We start from the raw sequence: 20,730 nt of genomic DNA, 5'->3' as shown, positions 1-20,730 counted from the left end.
TTCTGTGCCTCCTCGATCGCTTGGTTCAATTCTGTGTTCGACAGATGCTCGACGACCTCAAACCGACGTACTTCCGCCATCACGGAGAATACGCTGGCTACGTATTCATCCGTTGCGCTAATCACTCTAGGTCAGAACGGCAGCGAGGGCAAGTACCACCGTTACGCCAGCGAACCTGCGCCAACAGGTCCGCTGCGACCGATTCCGACCCAAACACATCTAGCGGAATCATGCCTAATGGACACCGCTGACGCGGTGTCCTTGCCCTCTTCGATTCCACAGCCACAGCTGAGCTGTATCAACAATCTCCTACAGAAGAGCGTCGATCCATTGAAGGACGGGTGCACCGACACAAAACGTGAATCACAGGGACTATCATTCGGTCATAGTCCTTCCTGCTCGCTACCCAATCAGCAACCGTAAAAAAGAGGTGTCAATTCGATTCTTCAGGTCGAAGTGTTAGCTTCTCACTAATCTACTTGTTCCCATGGACTCCACTCGGAGCTACCGGGTTCGTCACCCTGAGTCCACCACTGGACTTCCCACGTTTCGCCGTCGTGGCTAACCTGGTCTCCTTCATTGTAGGCCGCATCAGGGTCTCATTCATCAGCGTCAGGTGAGTCGTCATCGTTACCATTGTCGTCGTCATCGACGTCCTCGACGTGTTCCCATGGACCCCACTCGGAGCTACCGGGTTCGTCACCCTGAGTCCACCAATTGGCCTCCCAAACAGCACCATCGTGAACGACTTTATCGCCACTCGTGTAGGTCTCATCAGAGTCCCACACGTCGTGGTCGGGATCGTCACCGTTGTCGGGTCCGTCACCGTCAAAGTCAACATAGGAGCACGAATAGAACGCTTCCGGCGAATCCGACCGTTGCCAGATCGTGTAGATTACGTGCTCTCCATTGCGCTCAGGTACATCTACACCATCGATGGTTATCGTTCTATCAGGGCTAAATGGATCAGTCTCGTGGATCAATTCCAGGTCATCCCATGCAAGCCGAGTGTCTGGGTTCCATCCATCCTCGGTGATGTGGATTTGGAAGTACTCGGTTTCGTGTGGCGCGGATGCTTCATAGGTAAGCGTCTGCTCACCAGGCTCTATCTCCGTTGTCGGCCAGTCACCTGGTTCATTGAACGCATCGTATTTATCGCGTGAGGCGCTACAGAGTTCACCGTCATCAATGAGTTCCTGGTGGTTGCTGTCAGCATCCGCGATGTTTATTTCGTGCCAGTCATAGACTGACTGCGGGTTCTCCTCGTAGGCATATTGGCACATCTCGTTGTCTCCATCATCTATGAAATTACAGTAGTACGTCTGACTCGGTGGATCTTCCATGGATCCATGTCCAGCGGCCATCTGTACCGCAAAGATTCCGAGAACCATTACAAAGAAGACAATGAGCCCTATTTTTGCGACACGTGATCTCGTGACACGTGGCGCCCTATTATTTTCATCTGTTCTGTCTATTGTTGTTTCTGTCGTCATTTACGATCCAACCCTATATAGAGTTGGATACTATATACATTTTTCTATCAATTATATTAACACAAGGAACTAGATATTTATTTTATCCTATTTTGATGTTGTTTGTTACTCTGTTCGTGTGAATCCCTCCCTTCGTGTTTTGTAGATTCCGACGGCGACGTCGAAGGAGTGATCCTGGGCTATCACGAGGGAAAATTCTACGGATACAACGCTCTTCTGTGGATGATTGTTGATCCGATTCGGTCGCTGGTTCGATTGATACAGAGCGACGTGTAGAGCGGAGCCAAAGCCGTAACTCAACTTCAGTCTGCCTACGTAAAACCGCAAGACTGCGTTCGATCAACAATGTGCTACTCAAGAGCGATGTTGATTAAAAGCACTCCTCCCTCCCCTCCGGGTCGGTCGTCGGCCCGCTCGCTCACTGCGTTCGCTCGCGGTGAGTGCACAGTTCTCCGCCTGTACTTACCATTCGCCGGGTATCTGCATAGGGGGTGTGAGAACTCTTCTAGGCCATCCTCCTCGCGGGACGTGATACTCGAGCGGCGGCTCTGAGCGAGTTCTTAGGCTGAAAACCAGTGCGGTTGTTACAATCGCGGCGGTGCCGTCCGTTCGAGGTGCGAATCTGGCGATCGACCTCGACGACTACGAACCGGACGAACAGTGCGTCTGGTTGCGACACCGCCCCGAGTCGGATACCCCGTTGAAGAACCAGGATGCGGCCGAACGGCCGCTCGCGCTCGACGACTACTACTGCGACGTCATCGACGAGTACATCCGGTTTCACCGGCACGACGTCGTCGACGACTACGGACGCGAGCCGCTGATCACGAGCGACCGCGGCCGGCTCAGTTCCGGTCAGATTCGATCCAAGGTGTACCAGCTGACCCAGCCGTGCCTGTACGACGAGTGTCCGCACGACCGCGATCCGGAAGACTGCGAGGCGCGCTTCTACGGTCATTACTCGGAGTGTCCGAGCAGCCTCTCGCCGCACACGATCCGACGGGGGTCGATAACCTTCCAGTTGCGCGAGGACGTTCCCGAGGAGATCGTCAGCGATCGGTGCGACGTCTCCTCTGATATCCTGGATCGCCACTACGACCGGCGTACGGGCCGCGAGAAGATGGAACAGCGACGAAAACCCCCGAGGGAACGGAATTCGGAGGGTAGCGGGCCTGAAACCCTTTTTTGAAAATGGACTCGCCGGGATTTGAACCCGGGGCGCTCTCCCAGCCTCGGTCGTTCGGCCTTCGGCCTCACACAACCTCGGCGTGGTCAGGCCACCGAGGCTCAAACGTCCTGCGGCTCGTCCACTCGCTCACGCCTTCGGCGCTCGCAGACCGCACAGACCAGTCACCATTGCTCGTACCTCCGTTTCCTGGTTCCGGTTACAAGGAGATCACGTATGCTGGAACCAACAACCCCAGAAGAAGCAGTTGAACTGTACCTGAAAGACCGGAAAGGCGACCTCGCTCATTCGACTCACAACCGCCACCGTGAACGGCTCAAGCGGTTCCTCGAATGGTGTGACGAGACTGGCTTCGACGACATGAACGACATCACCGGCAAGAAGCTGCTGGAGTACAAGCAGTGGCGCAAAGCCGATGGGCTGGCGAACGTAACGCTCAAGAACCAGCTCTGGACGCTACGAGTCTTCCTCCAGTTCTGCGAAAGCATCGACGCTGCCCCAAAACGGATCAACGAGAAGATGAGGATGCCCGACATCGATGTCGGCGAAGACACCCGAGACGTCCTCGTCACGTCAAAAGAGGCTGAACGTATCCTTGAATACTGTGAGAAGTTCGAGTACGCAACTCCTCGGCACGTCACATTCTACTTGTTGTGGCACACCGGAATACGGTCAGGAACAGCCAGAGCCCTGGATCTCAGCGACTACCACTCCGCAGAGCAGTACCTTGAGATATTACACAAGCCCGAGCAGGGGACACCGCTGAAGAACAAGGAACGCGGCGAGCGACAGATTACCCTAAAACCCGAACTCTGCGAGGTGATCGATGACTACATTGATATGCACCACCCGATGGCGGAGGACGAACACGGCCGTGTACCCTTGTTAGGTACCACTCACGGTCGCCCCCACAAGACGACGCTTCAGTTCCGAGTCTACACCCTCACACGCCCGTGCCATTACACGAACGAGTGTCCTCATGATCGGGATCTCTTGGAGTGTGAAGCGGGTAATCGCGACGGGGCCAGTAAGTGTCCGAGTTCGGTGAGCCCACACGCAGTCCGCCGTGGCTCGATCACGCACCACCGGAAGGCCGAGATCCCGAAAGATGTTGCGTCAGAGCGGATGAACGTCAGCACGGAGGTCCTCGACAAGCACTACGATCGTCGGACCAAAGAGGAACAGCGGGAGGCGAGACAGAAATACCTCGACGGACTATGAACGACAAATAGCCTCAAACAATCTACTTCTCGATCTTCCTTCCCATTATACCAACTTATTAGGACATGTCTTAAGACAGCAAACGCTCTATAGATGGCGCTCAGAATCTAACTGCGAAGGTCGTATTTGCTTTCGACAGAATCTCGTATTTCGATTGTTTTCTATGGCATCGATAACTGTTTCAATAAACCAACTACCCGCCCCAGGCGGCAAACGTATTTCATTGATCAACTGATCTATATTTATTGGAACGTCTATAGGCGGGCTGATTTCCCGCTCTGGGGAGTAATCGCGGACTCGTTCCAACCAGTCCGGTACCGCCCCATCAAGTACAACACATCGTAGTTCCTTCTCGTGGGAGAACTCTTTTCTTTTCAATAACGTTAGGCCAATAGAATCGGCATTTCCCGAATGAACTCCTCGAATCTTTTTCAGATCCTCTTCTAAGATCTCGTCTTGGCTTGAGTCGAAATCAACGTACTCGACGTCACCGATAGCTATTGCGTAATCATCTTGGGAGTCGAACGCAGTCCTTAGATCACCTACAGTCGTTCGAATAGCAACGGTATATTCGGATTCTCCGTAGAGATCCCACATTGCAGCAGATTCTGTTTGATTTGTGTGCCAGCAGTTAGCATAGATATTGTCACGCATCTGTTTCCTTTGCTTGGTTTTCTCTTCCCAGAAATCATCAGGATCGTGATCCCAAGCATCACCAAAGTCTTTCCATTGTTCTTCTCGGAACTCGTACCATGCTTTTGGAAGAGTTGTTTCGTATCGATCATCGAAGTCATCAGTTGGTGAGCTGAAATGTATCTTTTTGTTTTCCAGAATCCATAAAAGCGAGGGAAAATCCATATAGCGCCAGACATCTCGATCTTCGGGATAATGTCGAAAGCCTCGGAAACGGACTACAGGCATGTTATATCTCGGTTATTGTAGCTTGTTCATTTGTGGCTGTTGGCATTGTCGCGCAGAGAAATCAGTCTCCGGATGGGTGTGTCGTTTCGACTCACGTGTGTGCGTCGTTCACCACAAGAACTTTTTGTGAGTGCATACAACTCACGTGCGTATGCCGGAAGACGACAGATCCTCGGAACGGACTCAGGTAAGGATGGAGCAAACTCTCTTAGACCTCATCGATGAGTCGATGGCTAAGCAGGGCTTTAACAGTCGCTCTGAGTTCATCAGGCAAAGCGTTCGCGAGAGCGTATACGAACGAGATACACGCACGACAGCAGGTGGACAGCTCAGACACGTAATGCTAAACCACGACAAGTCTGGTATCGACGAAGAGTCCAGAAAGAGGCTTGTTCGGGAGGGAAAAGTATTCTATCACGGTGCTGATGCCGGAGAGGCAACCTCATACGATGTAGTCCTTCAACGGAAAGAAAACAATCCAGATGTGGACGGAGACCCGGCAAAACAAGATGGTCCAGTAACTCTTCGTAAGATGGAAAAACTACGGCGGGATGGTGGTTTAGTTTATCTCCGTGGCAACCTGTCTCTCGCCGATGTTGAGTTTGGCCGGATTGTCTACATCCCACCAGGCACACCGATTCAAGTCGAAATAGTTGGCGAAGGAAATGATGCCGTACCTCTGAAAACGATGCAAGGTAAGTACCCCGTGGATGCCCCCGAGGCGGATCTTCCCGTTTCCCCAGGACAGTATACCGTTCATGAACTGCATGACGAGAACAAGCGATCAGTGATTAACGCCTTCAGAGAGCAGTGGGCCGCTGATGCAGACCCCCAAGCTACGACGATGCCTTGGGAAAAATCGGGTCTCTACTAAAGCCTGTTCTGGCTAATCCGCCGCTCACATGGTCTAAGCTCCTAACTCTTCGCGCACACCCGCCGCTGTAAGAACCCCGCTCTCTGCGAAGAAGTCTTGTACACCAGGCCCGCCGAGATCCCCCGATCCAAGCCCAAAGTTGGGATTGCGAAGCCGGTTTCCAATAAGATCAATAGCATCTCGACTTCAACCAGTTCAAAAACAGACGGGCATACTCTTCTGAAAAGTGTCTCTGGAGTGACTGTAGCGCCTTGACGATCTCCGGGCCACTTGTTATGGGAATATAGAGGATTTCAGTCAGAATTATATGATGGTATATTTACGAATTTCTATTATCGTAGAACCGTAATCCGAAGAACAAAATTGTAACAATAAGGACTCCCCATCCGTGACCCTGCCAAAGCGCTATCACTACACCGATACCTGCTGCTATAAAAAAGAGCGTCCAGAACAAGTATTCACTATTGATATTCTTTGAATTGATAGCAGATGACACAATTGTAATTATACCAGGATCATTACCCTGTATGTCTGTACTTTTTTCTTGATGCAGGGCGGTTATTTCTTTTTTGTCAATTCTTATTGCGTCATCTGCTAGAATCTTCAATGCACCTTGTATCTCTGCGCGGTTATTGGAGTCGTTTTCAAGATCTATTGAACTCACAAAATTTCTAAAATCACTCCGCCTTTTTGAAGATATAAGTGCATTATTTTTGAAGCGGTCTTCTAAACTATTGTATTCTATAAGAAGGCCTTCGACACCTTCTGTGTTATATGCATCTATAAGTGCTGCAATGTCATGAAAATCAACCTTCTCCTCATCAATATCCGAGTTCTTAGCGTTATTCCATAGCATTATTGTGATAAATCCAAGAAAAAGACCAGATATAGTGAGGGCTGTTACCCAGTGTGAATATTCCGACCAAGATTCATAATAGAAACCAGCTGCGATATAAAGTATACCCGCTGTTGCCACGACTCCATATTTCGCATATTTCTTTGATTTCTTATACACAGCCACATCTTGTTTGCTTTGGAGATAGTCATCACAAAAGTTATCCAAGCTATCATCATCATCATCAGAATATTCAACTACATTCTCTTTTTGGAGATTAGAATCCTCCACCTTTCTATCCATATTCATGTTAGATAGCATGAATGCCGTACTAAAAAGTCTATTTGAATATCGTCTTCTGGATTAAGATAGACTCTTGTGGAGTCCAACCGTTCGTGCGCCTACCACCTGAGAACCCAAATGATGTGGCCTCAGAGCAGATGGGCGTCAGCACAGAGGTACTCGTCAAACACTACGACCGCCGGACGAAAGAAGAACAGCGTGAGGCGAGGCAAAAGTACCGCAACGGGCTCTGATCAATCAGATCTCATAGAACTTTGGTGAGTTGATTGAGAGTCCTCACCCCTCTGAACCAGGTGTGACCGGTGCGTTCACAGGAGCCGGATGATCGCGTAGATCGTGATGAGAAGATATGGGACGGCGAGAACGCCGGGGATTTTCCGTTCCACACGGGTATGAGTGATGTAGGTCCACCAGTCTTCTCCTTCGTCAAGGACGTCCCATTCGTCGGCGAACGGCTCCGCCGGCAAGTCTTCCTCCATCGCCTGGATGACCTCGTACTTCCCGCTGTTCAGCTGCTTGTACGAGACGATGCTGAGATACCAGAGTACGCATAGCGCCAAGCCGAGTAGGCCGGCGAGTAGGAGCCCGACCTCCTCGATGATCTGGGTGTCCGCGAGCACGGAGACTACGGCGAGGGTGCCGGAGAGAAGGAGGACGTAGAACCGATTGTTCCGCATCCGCCGGTTGCTAACGTTCAACGTCGTATCCACGTAGGTTGTGTACTGGTTGATCAACTCTGATCGGTCGCCATCGGAGCCACCGTCGTCCTGAGTCATGTTGCGTGCCGTTCGATCGCGTCCAGGATTTCGGTTTCATCGGCTTCGACCAGTTCCGTGGCCTTCTCCTGTACGATAGTAGGTGCACGGTCGTTCTCCGCAGGGAAAACGCCGATAATCGGCTTCTCCATCTCGTTCGCTATCTCGATTTCCTCCTGGATCCAGTCGCTGTATGCCACGTACATCCCGGCTAACACGAGGACGACGGATGTCGACTGAATCTGGTCCCGAATCTTCTTCCGGAGGTGGTTCGGTAGCTGGGCGTCGATCGGGTCGTCGGAGGATACGCTGTGGTCGAAGTACTCGAACCCGTATGCGTCATCGAGCAGTTCTTTCACCTCTTGATAGTGATCCTCGTAGGTCCAGGAGTGGCTGATGAACACACGGTGTGCTTGTTTCGGGTCGGGAACGGTGTTTTGCTGCGAGCCCTTGAGCGCCTTCCCGATTGCGACTGCGCCGAGGGCTCCCAGTCCGAGGGCCGCGAGTCCTTTCAGGGCGTCTCCACCTTGGTTCAACTGGCCGTCAGGTTGCGAGAGCTGGTTGTTTCCGGCGACGGGGTTGGATACCGAGACCCGGTACTGGGCGGGGAGTTCAGTGATCCGAATCTTTTCGAGGCCGCGTTGGCGCTCGTAGACACCCCAGAGACCGTTAATCGTGAGTCCCTGTGCTTCGAAGCCGGGTGGGAGTGGCCCGGCCTGTTGCTTGTCGACGGCGACCGGGACCGTAGACCTTCTCGCACGGTCGATGTGATGTTGCCAGCTCATTACCGGATTGTCAGGGAGTCATGACAATAAGGTTGGCCAGAGCGGTGTGGAAGTGGACATCGGAGACGGCTTACAGCCGTTTTCTGTTCGATCTTGCTGGTCACAATGATGCGGTCGGTTTTCGATTTTCGTACACGTTCTTTGGTTATTCACGTATGAACTTGTTACCACGTAGGATCTTGCGTAAGGAAACTGGCTTCGTCAGTCATAGACTTCGTATCAAGCACTGTATCTAACCACTGCTGTATACGCGCCCTTCATCTTGCACGTCAACTCGTGACAATATCACTGATCAGATTGTTGTTTCACCAGATTAGGCAAGAACCATGGAAATATAGGTAATTCCCACTGCTTCTGTGCGCTTGTCCAGTAAACCTCGAAAGGTAACCATCTCTACTCGGGTGACCGCGGCTGTTGGCAGGTCTTTTTCCGCTCTCTCATCCACTCCTCACTCCACCTGACCGACAATCGTGAGGTATTAGTCTTAATCTTCGTACATTAAAACCCATATGAACAGTGAGGAGGGTGAAGATCGATCATGGATCGATACCGTCGAGAGGGAACTTCGCAGCTATCGCGAGGAATATGATACCGGTGTCGTAACTCTCGATGATCTGTATGAATTTTCAGAGGAACGACTCGCCCGCCAATATCCACGTAACAAGAACATCCGTGCGAAGATACGTCAACAACTTCAGAGCTTACGAGATCAAGGCAAAGTTGCTTTTCTGGGCGATCAAGGAACCTACCGGATCATGATGACCGGCAGTGAGCGGGATCTACCAGGACTATCGACGGACATATTCGATCTCCTGGATGGGACGCCAGAGAACACGAAAGAAGCGAACGATCGGCTCAAGGAGGTAAGGGATGCTCTACGGGACGTTTTGCAAGACCACCCGAAATTCGAGGACTTCGTCTGGTCGGGAGTAGGTCGAAAAAACGACTCGCCATATACATCACAGCCGCACCGACAACCGGGACCCGAAGGGGAGGTCGAATATCGGGAACTCTGTTGGCTTGCGGTGGCCCATCAGGACTATCGAGAGCGATACGAACGACCACAAGACGGTGTTCAACTCCAATTCACCGTGCGTACGGACACTGATACAACGAGACCACCCGCTGATGTTGCGCTCCATCTCGACGAAGGCGCTGATGAGCAACTCCGCGACGAGGTGCGTTCTAACCTCCAGGCACACCGAGATGAGTTTCTTCGTCGTGTTCGGGCATTGGATTCGTTCGAAGTTGCCCTCGGGACGGAAAGTTGGGCAAGCGACCGCATCGACGGGGAGTGGGACGAGTTTCTCGACGGGCTGGACGACCACTTTCGAATCTACTCGCCCTTGAGTGAGGACGACATCGAAGAGTTGGGGACGCACCTCATTCCCGAAATCGCGAACCGATTCGACGACTTGCTACCCTTGTACGGGCTGGTCGCCGGTGTTGGCGGAACCGTTCCGGAAGCCGACCCCGACGTCTGGATCGAAAAAACCCGCGTCAGGAACCGGCCGTATAAGCAGGAAGGCGAATACGCCCTGGGCAAAGCGTTGCTGGCACCAGGGACCGATCCAGCCGGTCGCCGACAGTGGGAGGAGATGCGGGAGGCTGCTGTCGGTGACATCGTGTTGCATTTAGACCAGGACAAGTATGCGATCGTGGGTGTATCAGTGATCGACTCCGAGTTGATCGACGACTTCCAGAATCCACCCCACGATCGGTGGTCGGAAGAGCAAGTTGCCAGTGGCGCATATCTTCGATGGCTCAACGGGTACGAGGAGATCGAACCCCCAGTCCGCATTTACGATGACGTCCTCGAAAACCCAGACCACGCAGAGACGTTAGAGCAGATCCGTGAAGAGTATGACAAAATCATCTACAACAAGCACTTATCCCTCAATCAAGGGCATTACTTCACCCACTGCCCCGATGCGTTAGCGTCGATCTTCGCAGTGGAGTCGGCGCATCTGGGGGCGCTTCTGGAAACGCGGGGGTATGATCCCGAGCCCCCGAACAGGCCCACGGAGGGGTACTGGGAGATGGTCTTTGCGAAACGGGAGCAGATCGAGAAGTTCCTGGCTGACCCGTCGAAAGAGATCTTCGTTGAGCTCGTCGATGCCGATCATTTCTGGGGGTCGATGGCGTATCAACACTGGCCCCACGAGCTGTTTGAAGAGCACTCACCTGACGAGGTGGCATCAGCGATCGAATCGGCCCGAGAGTCGGGCGATCTGTCACCCTTGCTCGACCTTCACCAGATGGGTGTGTCCAAGGCAACGGAGATCCTCCGCGCCGTCGAATCCGACACGTACGCAATCTTGAACAAACGATCACGTGCCGGGATGGAAGCGTTGGGATATGAGCCACCAAACGGAACCCCCTCTGTGGAGGAGTACCGCAACTTTTCCGCTCAGGTGCGGCACGCCCACGATGAGTTCGACTTACGCGAGCTGATGGAACGCGAGATGGACGAACGGATCCCAGCAGCGGCGACGAAGCTGGAAGTCGCTGATTGGGCGTTTAGCGAGAATTACGAGGGACGGATTGAATTGCCTCCCGACGACACACCGGACCGATATGCCGATTATAACACCCGATTGAGCGTCGATCTGGACGACATCGAGATTTCTGCTGGCGGGTTGTATTTCGAGGATTGGGACCGCATTGAATCCCGAGTGAGCCAAGCTCTCCGCGAAGGATCGCACATCCTGTTGTTCGGGCCGCCAGGGACCGGAAAAACCAAATTGGCACGTGAGATCTGCGAGGCCGTCGTTGGTCCTGATCAGTTTGAGCTGGTGACCGGATCGGCCGACTGGTCGACTTTCGATACGATCGGCGGCTATCAATCCACGCGGGAACAGGAACTCCGCTTCGAGCCAGGGGTGATCTTGGAGCGGTTTCACGCTGACGAGGAAGGAACGCCCGCTAACGAGTGGTTAGTCATCGATGAGTTGAACCGAGCTGATATCGACAAAGCGTTCGGCGCGCTGTTTTCGGCGTTGACCGGCGAATCGGTGACCCTCCCATTCAAGCACGAGAACGGTGAGGACATCGAGATCGTCGATGCATCCCGCCGCGACGCGACCGTCCGCCCGAATCGCTATTACATGCCTGCTGACTGGCGGATGATCTCGACCATGAACACGCTCGATAAAACTTCACTCTACGAGATGTCCTACGCGTTCATGCGTCGATGGGCGTTCATCCCGGTCGGAACCCCGGACCTCCCATACCCCAGTGAACCGGGTGGATCGGATGAACTTGCGGACTTGGTCCATCAGTACGTCCAAGTATGGGACGATGATCCCGATCTAGATCACGATCAGCTGGCGACGCTCGGCGAGTTGTGGTATACAGTGAACCAAGAGCGCGCTATCGGGCCGGCGATCGTCGAAGACATGTACCGGTTTATCGCGTCGGCCCCCAGCGATCCGGACTACGTGTCCCCGATCGTGATGTACGTCTTCCCGCAATTGGAAGGGCTGCGGCGCGGAAAGTTGAAATCCGTCGTAAACGGGCTGGAATCGATCGTAGATGACCCGGAGGATCTCCGGGCGACGGCGGAGGATTTCTTCCAAACCGATCTGTCCGAGGAATCGGGTGAGTAAGTGTGACGAACCGCACCGATACGGAGCGGATTGTGGACGCTATCAAGGCGGATTTCCATACGTACTTGCGCAAAGGGGTCCGGATCGAGAGCGTGGTTGGAGAGGCCCACGCGGATCTGGATATCGTCGACGTGGATTCGTTGCTCAAGATCCATTTCGTGCTCACGCAATCTAACGAAAATCGGGACGTAGGGGTCGTGGACTTCGTCGATCGGCTCTCCGACCGGATTCGGAGGTTGAAAACGGAAACAGCGGGCCAACGCGAGGATTTCCATGGCGAGATCCGCGGGCACGTAGACTGGCATGCCAGTGCCAAACGACGGTCGCGATCGGGCAACCCGACGGAGCCGTGGTTCGTCTGTGTGCAACAGGAGCGTCACTTCAACATCGAAGAGAACCTCGTTCTCAAACGGCTGTTAACCGTCATCCGGGACATCCTGGAAAACGAGTTACAACCCGCCCTTGAGGATCCCAGCGGCTATGAGTGGCTGGATTATTGGCATCACCAGCCGAACGAAGCGGAGCGAAACGAGCCGCCGCATGAACGGCTGCTCCGCTTGTATGAGAACAACGTGTACTTGCAACGCATCGACGTTGAGGACACAGAGATTACCCCCCGGATGATCGAGTCGGTCAAACGGTCCCGGAGCGAGCTCTACCGTGATGCCGCAGTCCTATTGGATCTCTATCGGCGGTTGATGCGTCACCGCCTGTCCGACGAGGAAACCCACGAGCTCCTGAACCACACTATGATCCGCCCGGAGGAAGAGTCAACGTTGTTCGAATTGTACTGGATTTTCCGCCTGTTAAACACGTTCGAGGACGTGTCCTATCGGGTCATTCGCGAGGACAATCCCGCGCTCATCGCCTCGTGGGAGGACGACTCGTTTGTCTATCGATTATATCACGATTCGACCGGTGAACACCTCTCGTTTCACGAGGACCTATCCGACATAGAGGTCGACGAGGATGGATACCTGTACCGGACCCAAAAAATATTAGAAAAGTGGCAAGATCTCAGCGACTCCCTGTTGGATCGTGGTGGGTCGGACACCTTGTGGGGCGGTCGACCGGACATCGTCCTTGAGAAATTAGCACCGGCGGGTGACGACACGCTGCGGGTGGAACAGGTATTTATCGGCGAAGTGAAGTACACGTCCAATGTCGATTATGTGGCAACCGGCTTGCGGGAATTATTGGAATACATGGCCTTTGTCCGTCGCGCAACAGCCGACGACAACGACTATCTCGAAGAGAGGGGGTCCGTTCTTCAGTCACAGAATGTCAAAGGACTGCTATTCATTGATCAGTTGGAGACCGACACATCGTCGCCCGAGGACATTTCGATCCTCCAATTTGGCGGTGACATCCCGAGCGTGCTGTAATGGAACTTCTCAACCTTTCAATTTCGGCGCGTACACCTCTGTAAAGTGGTCTCCTAACAGCGTCAGACCGTCTGATACGTCTTGACCAACTTCAACTGGCCGATACACGATCCCGGGAGCGACTTTCGGCGGAGCATCGTATTGTTCCTCCCCGAAGCGAATTTCAGTCCATCGGTCATCCTCTCGCGTCGCCTCTTTCACCGTTTCGAAGACGCGCTCCGACCCATACTTGATTTTATACAGCACGTAACATAACGTATCCTCGGTGACCGTCGGCTCCCCTTGCGGTTGCTCAGTGTGTTTCACCCATTCGAGTCCCACGTTGATCGTCAGGCTGTTTCCTTCTTCATCCTCCTTGGTCATGTCGGCCTCTGTCCGGAGCGTGCGGAGGGTCTGACTATCGTACCCACGAACCGTGGGCTTTTCATCGGGATCGAAAAGCGTCGGATGGGTTTCGCGGACGGCCCGGGACATGGCTTCCAGTTCTTCATTGATCGCGGATTCAAACCGAGTCACCAGGTGGTAGGCCTTCAGGTAACGGTTCGATTCCAATCCCTCCGTGATGAAGTCATTATCCATGGTGAACCTCCGTATGGGTCGCTTTGAGGTGGGCGAGCTGCTCGGCGGGGTCGATTGTCTGTAGGCGTGTCACATCCGAGATGCCCACCCGCTCGGTCTGGATCCGTTCGATTGTCGACAGCGGATAACAGTCCATGATGCGTTGTTCAATCAGGGTCGTGAACAGGTACCCGCTTGCGCGCCAGTGATCGCTTGGCTCAGCATCGGTCAGAATCGTTTGACGGATAGCTCTGGCAATTTCCGACCAGTAGAGGACGGTAACGGGCCGTTCCTCGTCGTTCACCGGGTCGATGCGGACCCGTGAGTCGGTCTCTCGGACCCGGTCGCCGAACGATCCTTGGAGTTCATCGCTTTTCCGTTTCGGGAGCAACAGATAGTGCGCCCACGTGCGGCCCTGTTGATCGTTCTTCTCCGCCAAGTACGCCGCTTGCCCGGTTTTCTCATAGTGCTCGTCCTCGATTTTCACCTCGACGGTTACGCCACGATCCGGGCCTTGGGCGATAATGTCGACGCGCCGGTCGTGAAGCTGCTCGTCCTGGAACGCCTTTTCACATCGAACCTGCAGCCCCTGGGGATCGAGCCCCGTGTCGAACACCGCTGCTGTGAACGCCCCCTTGGAGTCCCTGATCAGCTGGGCGAGCCAGCGGGACCAGTTTTCTTCCTGGTTTGTCCGCAGCGGCCCTGATTGCGGGATATCGGTCGTCCAGTTGATCGCGAGTGGGTCAACATCGAACGGACATGCGCTCGCCTCCCATTGCTCATTCAGTTCGCGCAGGACATCATGTAGCTCGACAAGTTCGGCGGTGAGTCCACCGGTGTACCGGGGCCACCATTCATCAACCACATGCCAAGATGAATCGAGTTGGCTCATAGGGTACCACCCTTTGCGCGTGAGCCTTCGTTATTATCAGTGAGTAGCATTGATACCGGCGAGTTCGAAGCGTACCACTATCATACTTGTCCAGTCACCGAACTCTCCGACGGCTCACGAGAAGTAACTCAGTTCGACAACGTAGGAACGTATTCTTCAGAAAAGTGTTTCTGGAGTGTCTGGACCGCCTCGACAACCTCTGGCCCACTCATTATAGAAATATAGACGAGTCCAACCGTTTGCGTACCTGAACTTGTTGTGATGGTAGGATTTGACACTGGGTTACGAAAGTCGGTTAGTAGTACTCCGCCAAGGCTTCAATAAAAGCCTCGTCGATGATGGTGATGAGCTCGGAGTTCTCAATAGCCAAGTCAACGAACGCACCCCCCAGTCCCGCAGTGTAGGCATCAAAGAAGTCGTCGTGTTCGGCGATGGGGATATTGTACGTTGCCGTAAGTATATTTCCAGTACGACTGGTTAAGTCAACTGTAGGCGGAAGTTCATACTCGCGCTCGTCGATCTTGTTGCTGACTCGCTCGTTGACCAGCTTATAGAACTGATCGTCGCTACTGTTGCCGTGCCAAAGCGTGAGTTCTAATATACCGTCCTGGATCGCCTTCTTGCGATTCTTTTCAAGCCGATGATATAGCGTGATATGGGCGTAGTTGTCGTCATCAGGGGCACCGTAGATAACAGGGTGGTCATCTGTTCTCCGTCGCCGCCACTGTTCCTTGGCGATACCCGCCCAAGAACTTCCCTGGCGGAAAACCCATCGAGCGGAGTCTTCGGAGTCTGGGTGCAGTTCGATCCCGACGTGGTTGTCGGAGAGATCTGGAATCTCCACGATCTCGACATTATTCAAATCTCGGGCGAGACGTAGACCCCAGTTATCCGTGAAGTCATCCCACTGGTTCTCAAACGCGCCCTGTACGTCTTGGAGTTCGTCGTAGTAGTCAAAGTACAGTTGAGCTTTCTCTTGCTGGTTTTCTTGGTGGTCTGTCATGATCAGTTCCTGCTGTATCGTGCTGATGAAGTCGTCGAGCTGTGCTGTCGTCCGTGCCGGATACCCACCTTGGCTCTTCGCGAGGAACGCTTGGAGTTCCGAAGCGATCCACTCCCATGAAATCTGAACGAACTCGTTGGCTTCCGGTGGTGATGAACTCTCGGGGGCGAGGTAGATATAGTAGCGATTGTCAACTGACACATCGTCTTTCGATAGTCCGATCGCCGGGAATGATGAGGCATCGATGTACGCTTTGGTTTGCTTGTGTGTCTCGGACGCCCAAAGTTTCAGCTCCCAGCAGATGAACCAATCTCCTGGTAGCCAGAGAACCGCATCGGGTCGGGTATCATTGGAGGTGACGACCTCGGTTTCAACCTTGATGTCCTGAAGATCCAGTCGAGAGAACGTGTAGTCCAAGTCATCTCGTTCGGATAGCGACGACAAGAGGTGTTCTAAGAGTGCATGTTTGAGGCCGTGGCCTTCTTTGGGCGAGAGGAAGTGAAACAGGAGGCTTTGCCAGTCCTGCTCCTGTTGATGGCGGCCGAGTATCTGGAGAGTAGTTGGTGGGGGCTCATCCGTCTCTGGTAGTCGGTTTAGGCGCTGCACCAACTCCTGTAGTTGCTTTTCGACTAACACACGGTGAACTGGTGTGTGACAGGAAATCAAAGTATCGCAGATCCAAAAGTGCGCGAACGTGTCTTCTGAAATACTACCTGTGCAGCTGTTGGCATTGGTGCGATGATCGAAATCCATCTTCTGTCACCGACTCTGTACCACAACTACCGTCAGAACCATCAGATAAAAGATGTCTTTACAATCGAGTAACACAAATATCCATATGGGTACTTCCCTATGGCAAAGAATAACGAAGAGCGACAGCAAACGGATTTGCACGGTAATCCGGTCGACAACGAAGATGATGAAGACGAGCAGGAATTGAACGACTTCAACGAGGAGATGCCTTGGTACGAGACAAAGGGCGGCTATCGACGGGACGTGATGTCAAGCCTGTTTCAGAAGGCAGTGCGTCGGTCGGACGCTGAAACTGCGGCCTTCGCAGCGTGGGAGCTCGTTCGCTCTGGTCCAAAGTACGAAAGTCACTATTGGTCTCGTGCTATCCTCGTGTGTGTCGAGGATTTGGTCGCAGGGAACGAAGCTACCGAACACGTCCTGCGATATGAAGAACTCGCGAAAAACAGGTGGGAGGACAACGGATGGGCACGCCGGCTCTGCGCTATTGCCGCCGCGCTCGTCTGTGCTCGGGCTCAGCCGAGTCGAGAAACCACCCATGCCAACGGCTACTTCTCGAACACGATGGTTGACCGAGCACGAGTGAAACAGGACGACGACCACGAACCACTATACGAACCACCAGTGACTGAAGAGGAACTGGACCCAGACGGGGAAATTGGATTCGTGACTGTAGACAAACATACGTATCCTGGCGCGGGAAAAGGTCGTGGCTGGCCTCATTTCCGTCTGCATGGCGCGCGCATTGGACCCCACGAGGATACTGTACTCGGAAAGAAATTTCGTCGGCGAGTGTTAGAGTATGATCAGCCCGAGTACAGCTACAGGGAGCCAGAGGTAGCGTTTAGCGAAAAGGAGATCGAGCACGCGCTGGAGCCGACGACCGAAGACGCTCCATGGCGGTGCGAGTTCGACACTATGGACACGCTGGATGAATTTGAGGACGAGAACTAACTGAACTTCCAGCGGTCCACTCACCGAAGAGCCGGAGAGAACGGGGACATGGTGAAGTAGCCCCCCTCGTTCGTCGCCCCTAAACACGCTGAAACTGGATGCCGGGGCACTCTCAGGCCCCCTTCAATGAAGCCAGCTGATCTCAAATCCGGGTAGGATCTCCCCACCCGTCTGTTTCACCCTCACCCACCCGATGATAAAAGCCTCGGCCCACCCCCTGGTCGAAATCCCAGTTGACCGCTGATTTCTATGTCGGTGGATTCGCGCAGTTCGTACCATCGGTCCTGTTGGCAGTGCGCTCCTTCTCGTCGTGAATTTGATCCTGAAATGTCGACCATCTGAATCAGGAAGTTGACATCGGCTATCGAACGCTGTCAGCTTGTTTGGTTGCTTTGTCAAGGACGGAATGCACAGTTACCATACTTTCGTGACGCAGAAACGGGGAGCGACGTTCAGAATGGGAAAACTGGTATTAAGTATGGAGCGTCTCTATTAATATAGAATCATGGAGATCACGACGGTCAGCCTCGACAAATCGACACGGGATGCTCTCCAAGCGGTGAAGGAGGAACAGTCACTCCCACACTACGATGCGACCGTCTCGTGGCTCATCGAGGAGGTGGAGACCAACGACTAATCGGTAGGTTAGAGGACGCCGAGCAGGAAAGGGCTCGGCGACAGGCCGAATCGGAGCCCACGGGATTCCAGGACCGAGCACTCCGTGGTATTACCTACGCACGGGGTCCGCTTGGATCTTTCGCTCGCTCCGGCTGTCCTCTGATCGCTTCTCCCGATTTGGACCCCAGATAATGACATCACCAGATATGTCTCACGGACGCATCGAAAACGTACCTCGGCATATTCGGCTTGATCGTGATTTCGGGTGGCCGTCTACCGCCGTAGTTCGATCACGACTGACCGAAAAGATGCAGAAACTGATGGCGCAGGAGGGGTACGGCCTGATCCCAGCAGTAACAGCAAGCGGGAAATCAACGAACGGAGCGACAACCTCTTGGTCCGACCTGGTCGCGACCGGCGGCGAACCAGTTGTCCATCTTCACGGTACGACAGACGCACGCGACGAAGCCGTAGAAAAAAGTGAGGACGCTGGTGTTTCGTACCACGTCCTGTACGGACGAGACGAAATCTGCGAGACTGCGGCTGGAGAACACAATGATAGTGTGAGTACCCCGAGTGGAACGCCAGCGAGTGAGTGGATCAATCACCAATGCGGACAAGGATCTGGAACAACGCTCAGCACCGCCCACGCCCATCTTGAAGAGCACAACGGGGGTGAGCTACCGTGCTCTCCGTGTGACGCTAAAACCCAATATGACGGTATCCCGCGAGATGAAGACGGTGATCCAGCTGTCGATGTAATCCACGCGACTCATCAGTTCGCTTATGTACCAAGCCTCATTGACAATACGAACGTCATTATCGACGAACAACCTGATTTCAGCAGTGACGTCAGTCAGGGGGGAGAGTTCACACAACAGCGGATACAGGAGATGGTCACCGCCTGGCTGAAACACATTGATGCATACGTGAAGACCTGGGAGGAATTCGCCGTATTGGCCAGAGAAGGCCTCGATCGATTAGAAGATACGGTCGAAACTGATCACGACGTTGAACCGGAGTGGTTCATTAAGAACACAGAGGCACATACACTGGCCCCCGCAATCACGGAAGCAGTTTACAAGGCACTGTCGAGTCCCCCTGACGACAACGAACGACATAGTGCCACAGCTCCCCATGATCTGACACGGCTCGAAGAGATCAACGCAAACGACTTCCGCTACAGTCGGACCCGAGTCACGGTAGTAATCGATAAAGACAATCGTGTTCAGAAGGTGTGGAACACCCCAGAGCTCGGGAACGCCCGAAGCGTGATCTGTCTGGACGCCTGGCCATCGATGCCCGAGTTCCATCAGAACGTGGGCGAGAACTTGGAGTTGAAGAAACTGATGACCGAGGGCGAGCGCGAGCGGTGGCGACGGTTCGAACGTGGCTTAGAGGTCGTCCAAATCGGTGATTCTGCACGACCAGCTGGGTCAGAGTACGCCGTTAAGCACTACTTCAATTCCGAGGAGGTACGAGTCGTAATCGAATGGCTCCGAACGATTTTCGACGAAGACTTTCGAGCAGTGATCGCCCCAAGTCGGGTCGAGGAGGAAGTCCAAGAGATGATGCGCCATGTCGAAATAGAGGACCCGGACGAGTGGACAATGCACCACGGCGAAGAGAAAAGCCGCGGAGAGTTCAGCGAAGAACCGGTTGGCTTCGTCACGAACTGTATCGATCCCGGCGACGACTACGTCCTCGATCTACTTGCGGCGCAGGGACTCGATGCCACGCCTCACACTGTTGATTGTCGTGACTGTGGGGGCAGCGGATGTCAGAAATGTGGAGGAACGGGCGAACGACGAGCCCGTGGTCGGGGCTTCGAAGGACCAGACGCGGATAAAGCGCAGGAGATCCTTGATGGCCTTCGCGCAAACCACACGAATCAGTGTGTCGGACGGTGGGCACGGAAACCAGGGCAAGAAGGTGTCCGATCGCTCGTATTCGTCCGCACCGACACCGTTGACGACATATTGGTAGACAAAACAATCCCTGATCCATGGGTATTCGGAGACAAACAGCAGGCGGCTATCGACTACCTTCGAAAACACCCTAAGACGACACTAAAGGAGACGAAGGAAGGGATCGAAACCCAGTTCGACAGCGGCGTGGCCAAGGAATCGGTCAGGGAGACGTTCAAGAAACTCATCGAGCACGGCGTGGCCGAACGGAGTGAGGGAACCGGAGCCTACGGAGCCGACGAGTACCGTCTCACGTCATCAGTCCCGGAGCACGGGCTCGTCAAATATCCAGAGCTAAACAGACGGAAATCACCAACCGACCCATTATAGACTCTTGTTATGGGTGAGTTGGTGATCTGAGTCTGAAGACCAGGGCATCATTTCCGATTCTGACTGGACACTGCCAACAGCGACGTTTGTAGAGGCCCTATGTCCCGTTTTACCGTTAGTTTCTGCTGGAATAGATGTAACTAATACCCTACCTACCCTATCAATTATTCGTCTTTAGCTAAGACTCACACCTCGGTTGCGTAGCGGTAGCGAGCGTCTCTTGTAACACTGGCCGTTGCTGGTGGATCTTCTGTGCGTCGTCGATCAACCGGTCGAGCAGCGGTGGCGGCGA

Annotated in this window: 15 protein-coding genes and 4 pseudogenes; 8 read left to right on the top strand and 11 right to left on the bottom strand. The window is 53.7% G+C overall.

Annotated elements, in window-relative coordinates:
- Positions 1 to 130: 130 nt before the first annotated feature.
- From EA472_RS21125 to EA472_RS23355, 4 pseudogenes are all read right to left on the bottom strand, one after another.
- A pseudogene (locus tag EA472_RS21125) lies at positions 131 to 232 on the bottom strand (transposase); the annotation flags it as partial.
- A gap of 238 nt (positions 233 to 470) precedes the next feature.
- Positions 471 to 584, bottom strand: a pseudogene (locus EA472_RS23165) (carbohydrate-binding protein); the annotation flags it as partial.
- Between the two features lie 57 nt (positions 585 to 641).
- Positions 642 to 785: pseudogene (locus EA472_RS23360) on the bottom strand (carbohydrate-binding protein); the annotation flags it as partial.
- A gap of 63 nt (positions 786 to 848) precedes the next feature.
- Positions 849 to 1,343, bottom strand: a pseudogene (locus tag EA472_RS23355) (lytic polysaccharide monooxygenase auxiliary activity family 9 protein); the annotation flags it as partial.
- 748 nt (positions 1,344 to 2,091) lie between these two features.
- Here EA472_RS23355 and EA472_RS21100 point away from each other — a divergent pair.
- On the top strand, positions 2,092 to 2,682 hold the full coding sequence (locus EA472_RS21100) for a hypothetical protein (RefSeq protein WP_243637929.1): 591 nt from the start codon (positions 2,092 to 2,094) through the stop codon (positions 2,680 to 2,682).
- 213 nt (positions 2,683 to 2,895) lie between these two features.
- Positions 2,896 to 3,900 (top strand): tyrosine-type recombinase/integrase, encoded by a 1,005-nt coding sequence (locus EA472_RS21095; protein WP_124193460.1) that lies wholly within the window; start codon positions 2,896 to 2,898, stop codon positions 3,898 to 3,900.
- 87 nt (positions 3,901 to 3,987) lie between these two features.
- Here the strand turns inward: EA472_RS21095 and EA472_RS21090 are convergent, their stop codons facing one another.
- A complete protein-coding gene (locus EA472_RS21090) occupies positions 3,988 to 4,758 on the bottom strand; it encodes a DUF2971 domain-containing protein (protein WP_165874957.1) in 771 nt (256 codons plus the stop codon).
- Positions 4,759 to 4,972: 214 nt separating this feature from the next.
- Here EA472_RS21090 and EA472_RS21085 point away from each other — a divergent pair, with 214 nt between their 5' ends.
- Positions 4,973 to 5,695, top strand: coding sequence for a ribbon-helix-helix domain-containing protein (locus tag EA472_RS21085; RefSeq protein WP_124193458.1), 723 nt, complete (start codon positions 4,973 to 4,975; stop codon positions 5,693 to 5,695).
- A gap of 319 nt (positions 5,696 to 6,014) precedes the next feature.
- Here EA472_RS21085 and EA472_RS21080 read toward each other — a convergent pair whose 3' ends face one another.
- The 3 genes from EA472_RS21080 to EA472_RS21070 form a co-directional block, all read right to left on the bottom strand.
- Positions 6,015 to 6,839, bottom strand: coding sequence for a hypothetical protein (locus tag EA472_RS21080; RefSeq protein WP_124193457.1), 825 nt, complete (start codon positions 6,837 to 6,839; stop codon positions 6,015 to 6,017).
- 302 nt (positions 6,840 to 7,141) lie between these two features.
- Positions 7,142 to 7,609: a RipA family octameric membrane protein gene (locus tag EA472_RS21075; protein WP_124193456.1), complete on the bottom strand. Its 468-nt coding sequence runs from the start codon at positions 7,607 to 7,609 to the stop codon at positions 7,142 to 7,144.
- Entirely contained in the window at positions 7,606 to 8,373 is a 768-nt protein-coding gene (locus EA472_RS21070; protein ID WP_124193455.1) for a TIR domain-containing protein, read from the bottom strand. Before EA472_RS21070 ends, EA472_RS21075 begins: the two co-directional genes overlap by 4 nt.
- Positions 8,374 to 8,882: 509 nt before the next feature.
- On the opposite strand from EA472_RS21070, the gene EA472_RS21065 reads away from it, so the two are divergent.
- Together EA472_RS21065 and EA472_RS21060 are read left to right on the top strand one after the other, a co-directional pair.
- Entirely contained in the window at positions 8,883 to 11,981 is a 3,099-nt protein-coding gene (locus EA472_RS21065) for an AAA family ATPase (protein WP_124193454.1), read from the top strand.
- A gap of 2 nt (positions 11,982 to 11,983) precedes the next feature.
- Positions 11,984 to 13,366: a hypothetical protein gene (locus tag EA472_RS21060; protein WP_243637928.1), complete on the top strand. Its 1,383-nt coding sequence runs from the start codon at positions 11,984 to 11,986 to the stop codon at positions 13,364 to 13,366.
- A gap of 9 nt (positions 13,367 to 13,375) precedes the next feature.
- On the opposite strand, the gene EA472_RS21055 is transcribed toward EA472_RS21060, so the two are convergent.
- From EA472_RS21055 to EA472_RS21045, 3 genes are all read right to left on the bottom strand, one after another.
- Positions 13,376 to 13,945: a hypothetical protein gene (locus tag EA472_RS21055; protein ID WP_124193453.1), complete on the bottom strand. Its 570-nt coding sequence runs from the start codon at positions 13,943 to 13,945 to the stop codon at positions 13,376 to 13,378.
- Positions 13,938 to 14,816, bottom strand: a complete 879-nt coding sequence (locus EA472_RS21050) for a PD-(D/E)XK nuclease family protein (RefSeq protein WP_124193452.1) — start codon at positions 14,814 to 14,816, stop codon at positions 13,938 to 13,940. Before EA472_RS21050 ends, EA472_RS21055 begins: the two co-directional genes overlap by 8 nt.
- Before the next feature lie 295 nt (positions 14,817 to 15,111).
- Positions 15,112 to 16,572, bottom strand: coding sequence for a PD-(D/E)XK nuclease family protein (locus EA472_RS21045; RefSeq protein ID WP_124193451.1), 1,461 nt, complete (start codon positions 16,570 to 16,572; stop codon positions 15,112 to 15,114).
- Between the two features lie 99 nt (positions 16,573 to 16,671).
- On the opposite strand from EA472_RS21045, the gene EA472_RS21040 reads away from it, so the two are divergent.
- The 3 genes from EA472_RS21040 to EA472_RS21035 all read left to right on the top strand — a co-directional run bounded on the left by EA472_RS21040 (position 16,672) and on the right by EA472_RS21035 (position 20,438).
- A complete protein-coding gene (locus tag EA472_RS21040) occupies positions 16,672 to 17,523 on the top strand; it encodes a hypothetical protein (protein WP_124193450.1) in 852 nt (283 codons plus the stop codon).
- Positions 17,524 to 18,028: 505 nt separating this feature from the next.
- Entirely contained in the window at positions 18,029 to 18,160 is a 132-nt protein-coding gene (locus tag EA472_RS23300) for a hypothetical protein (protein ID WP_279387195.1), read from the top strand.
- Between the two features lie 289 nt (positions 18,161 to 18,449).
- Entirely contained in the window at positions 18,450 to 20,438 is a 1,989-nt protein-coding gene (locus EA472_RS21035) for a hypothetical protein (RefSeq protein ID WP_124193449.1), read from the top strand.
- Positions 20,439 to 20,730: the final 292 nt, after the last annotated feature.

Source organism: Natrarchaeobius oligotrophus (assembly GCF_003841465.1).
In the GTDB taxonomy this organism is placed as follows: domain Archaea; phylum Halobacteriota; class Halobacteria; order Halobacteriales; family Natrialbaceae; genus Natrarchaeobius; species Natrarchaeobius oligotrophus.
The sequence above is the reverse complement of the archived record's forward strand: the minus strand, read 5'-3'. Positions and strand labels throughout refer to the sequence as shown.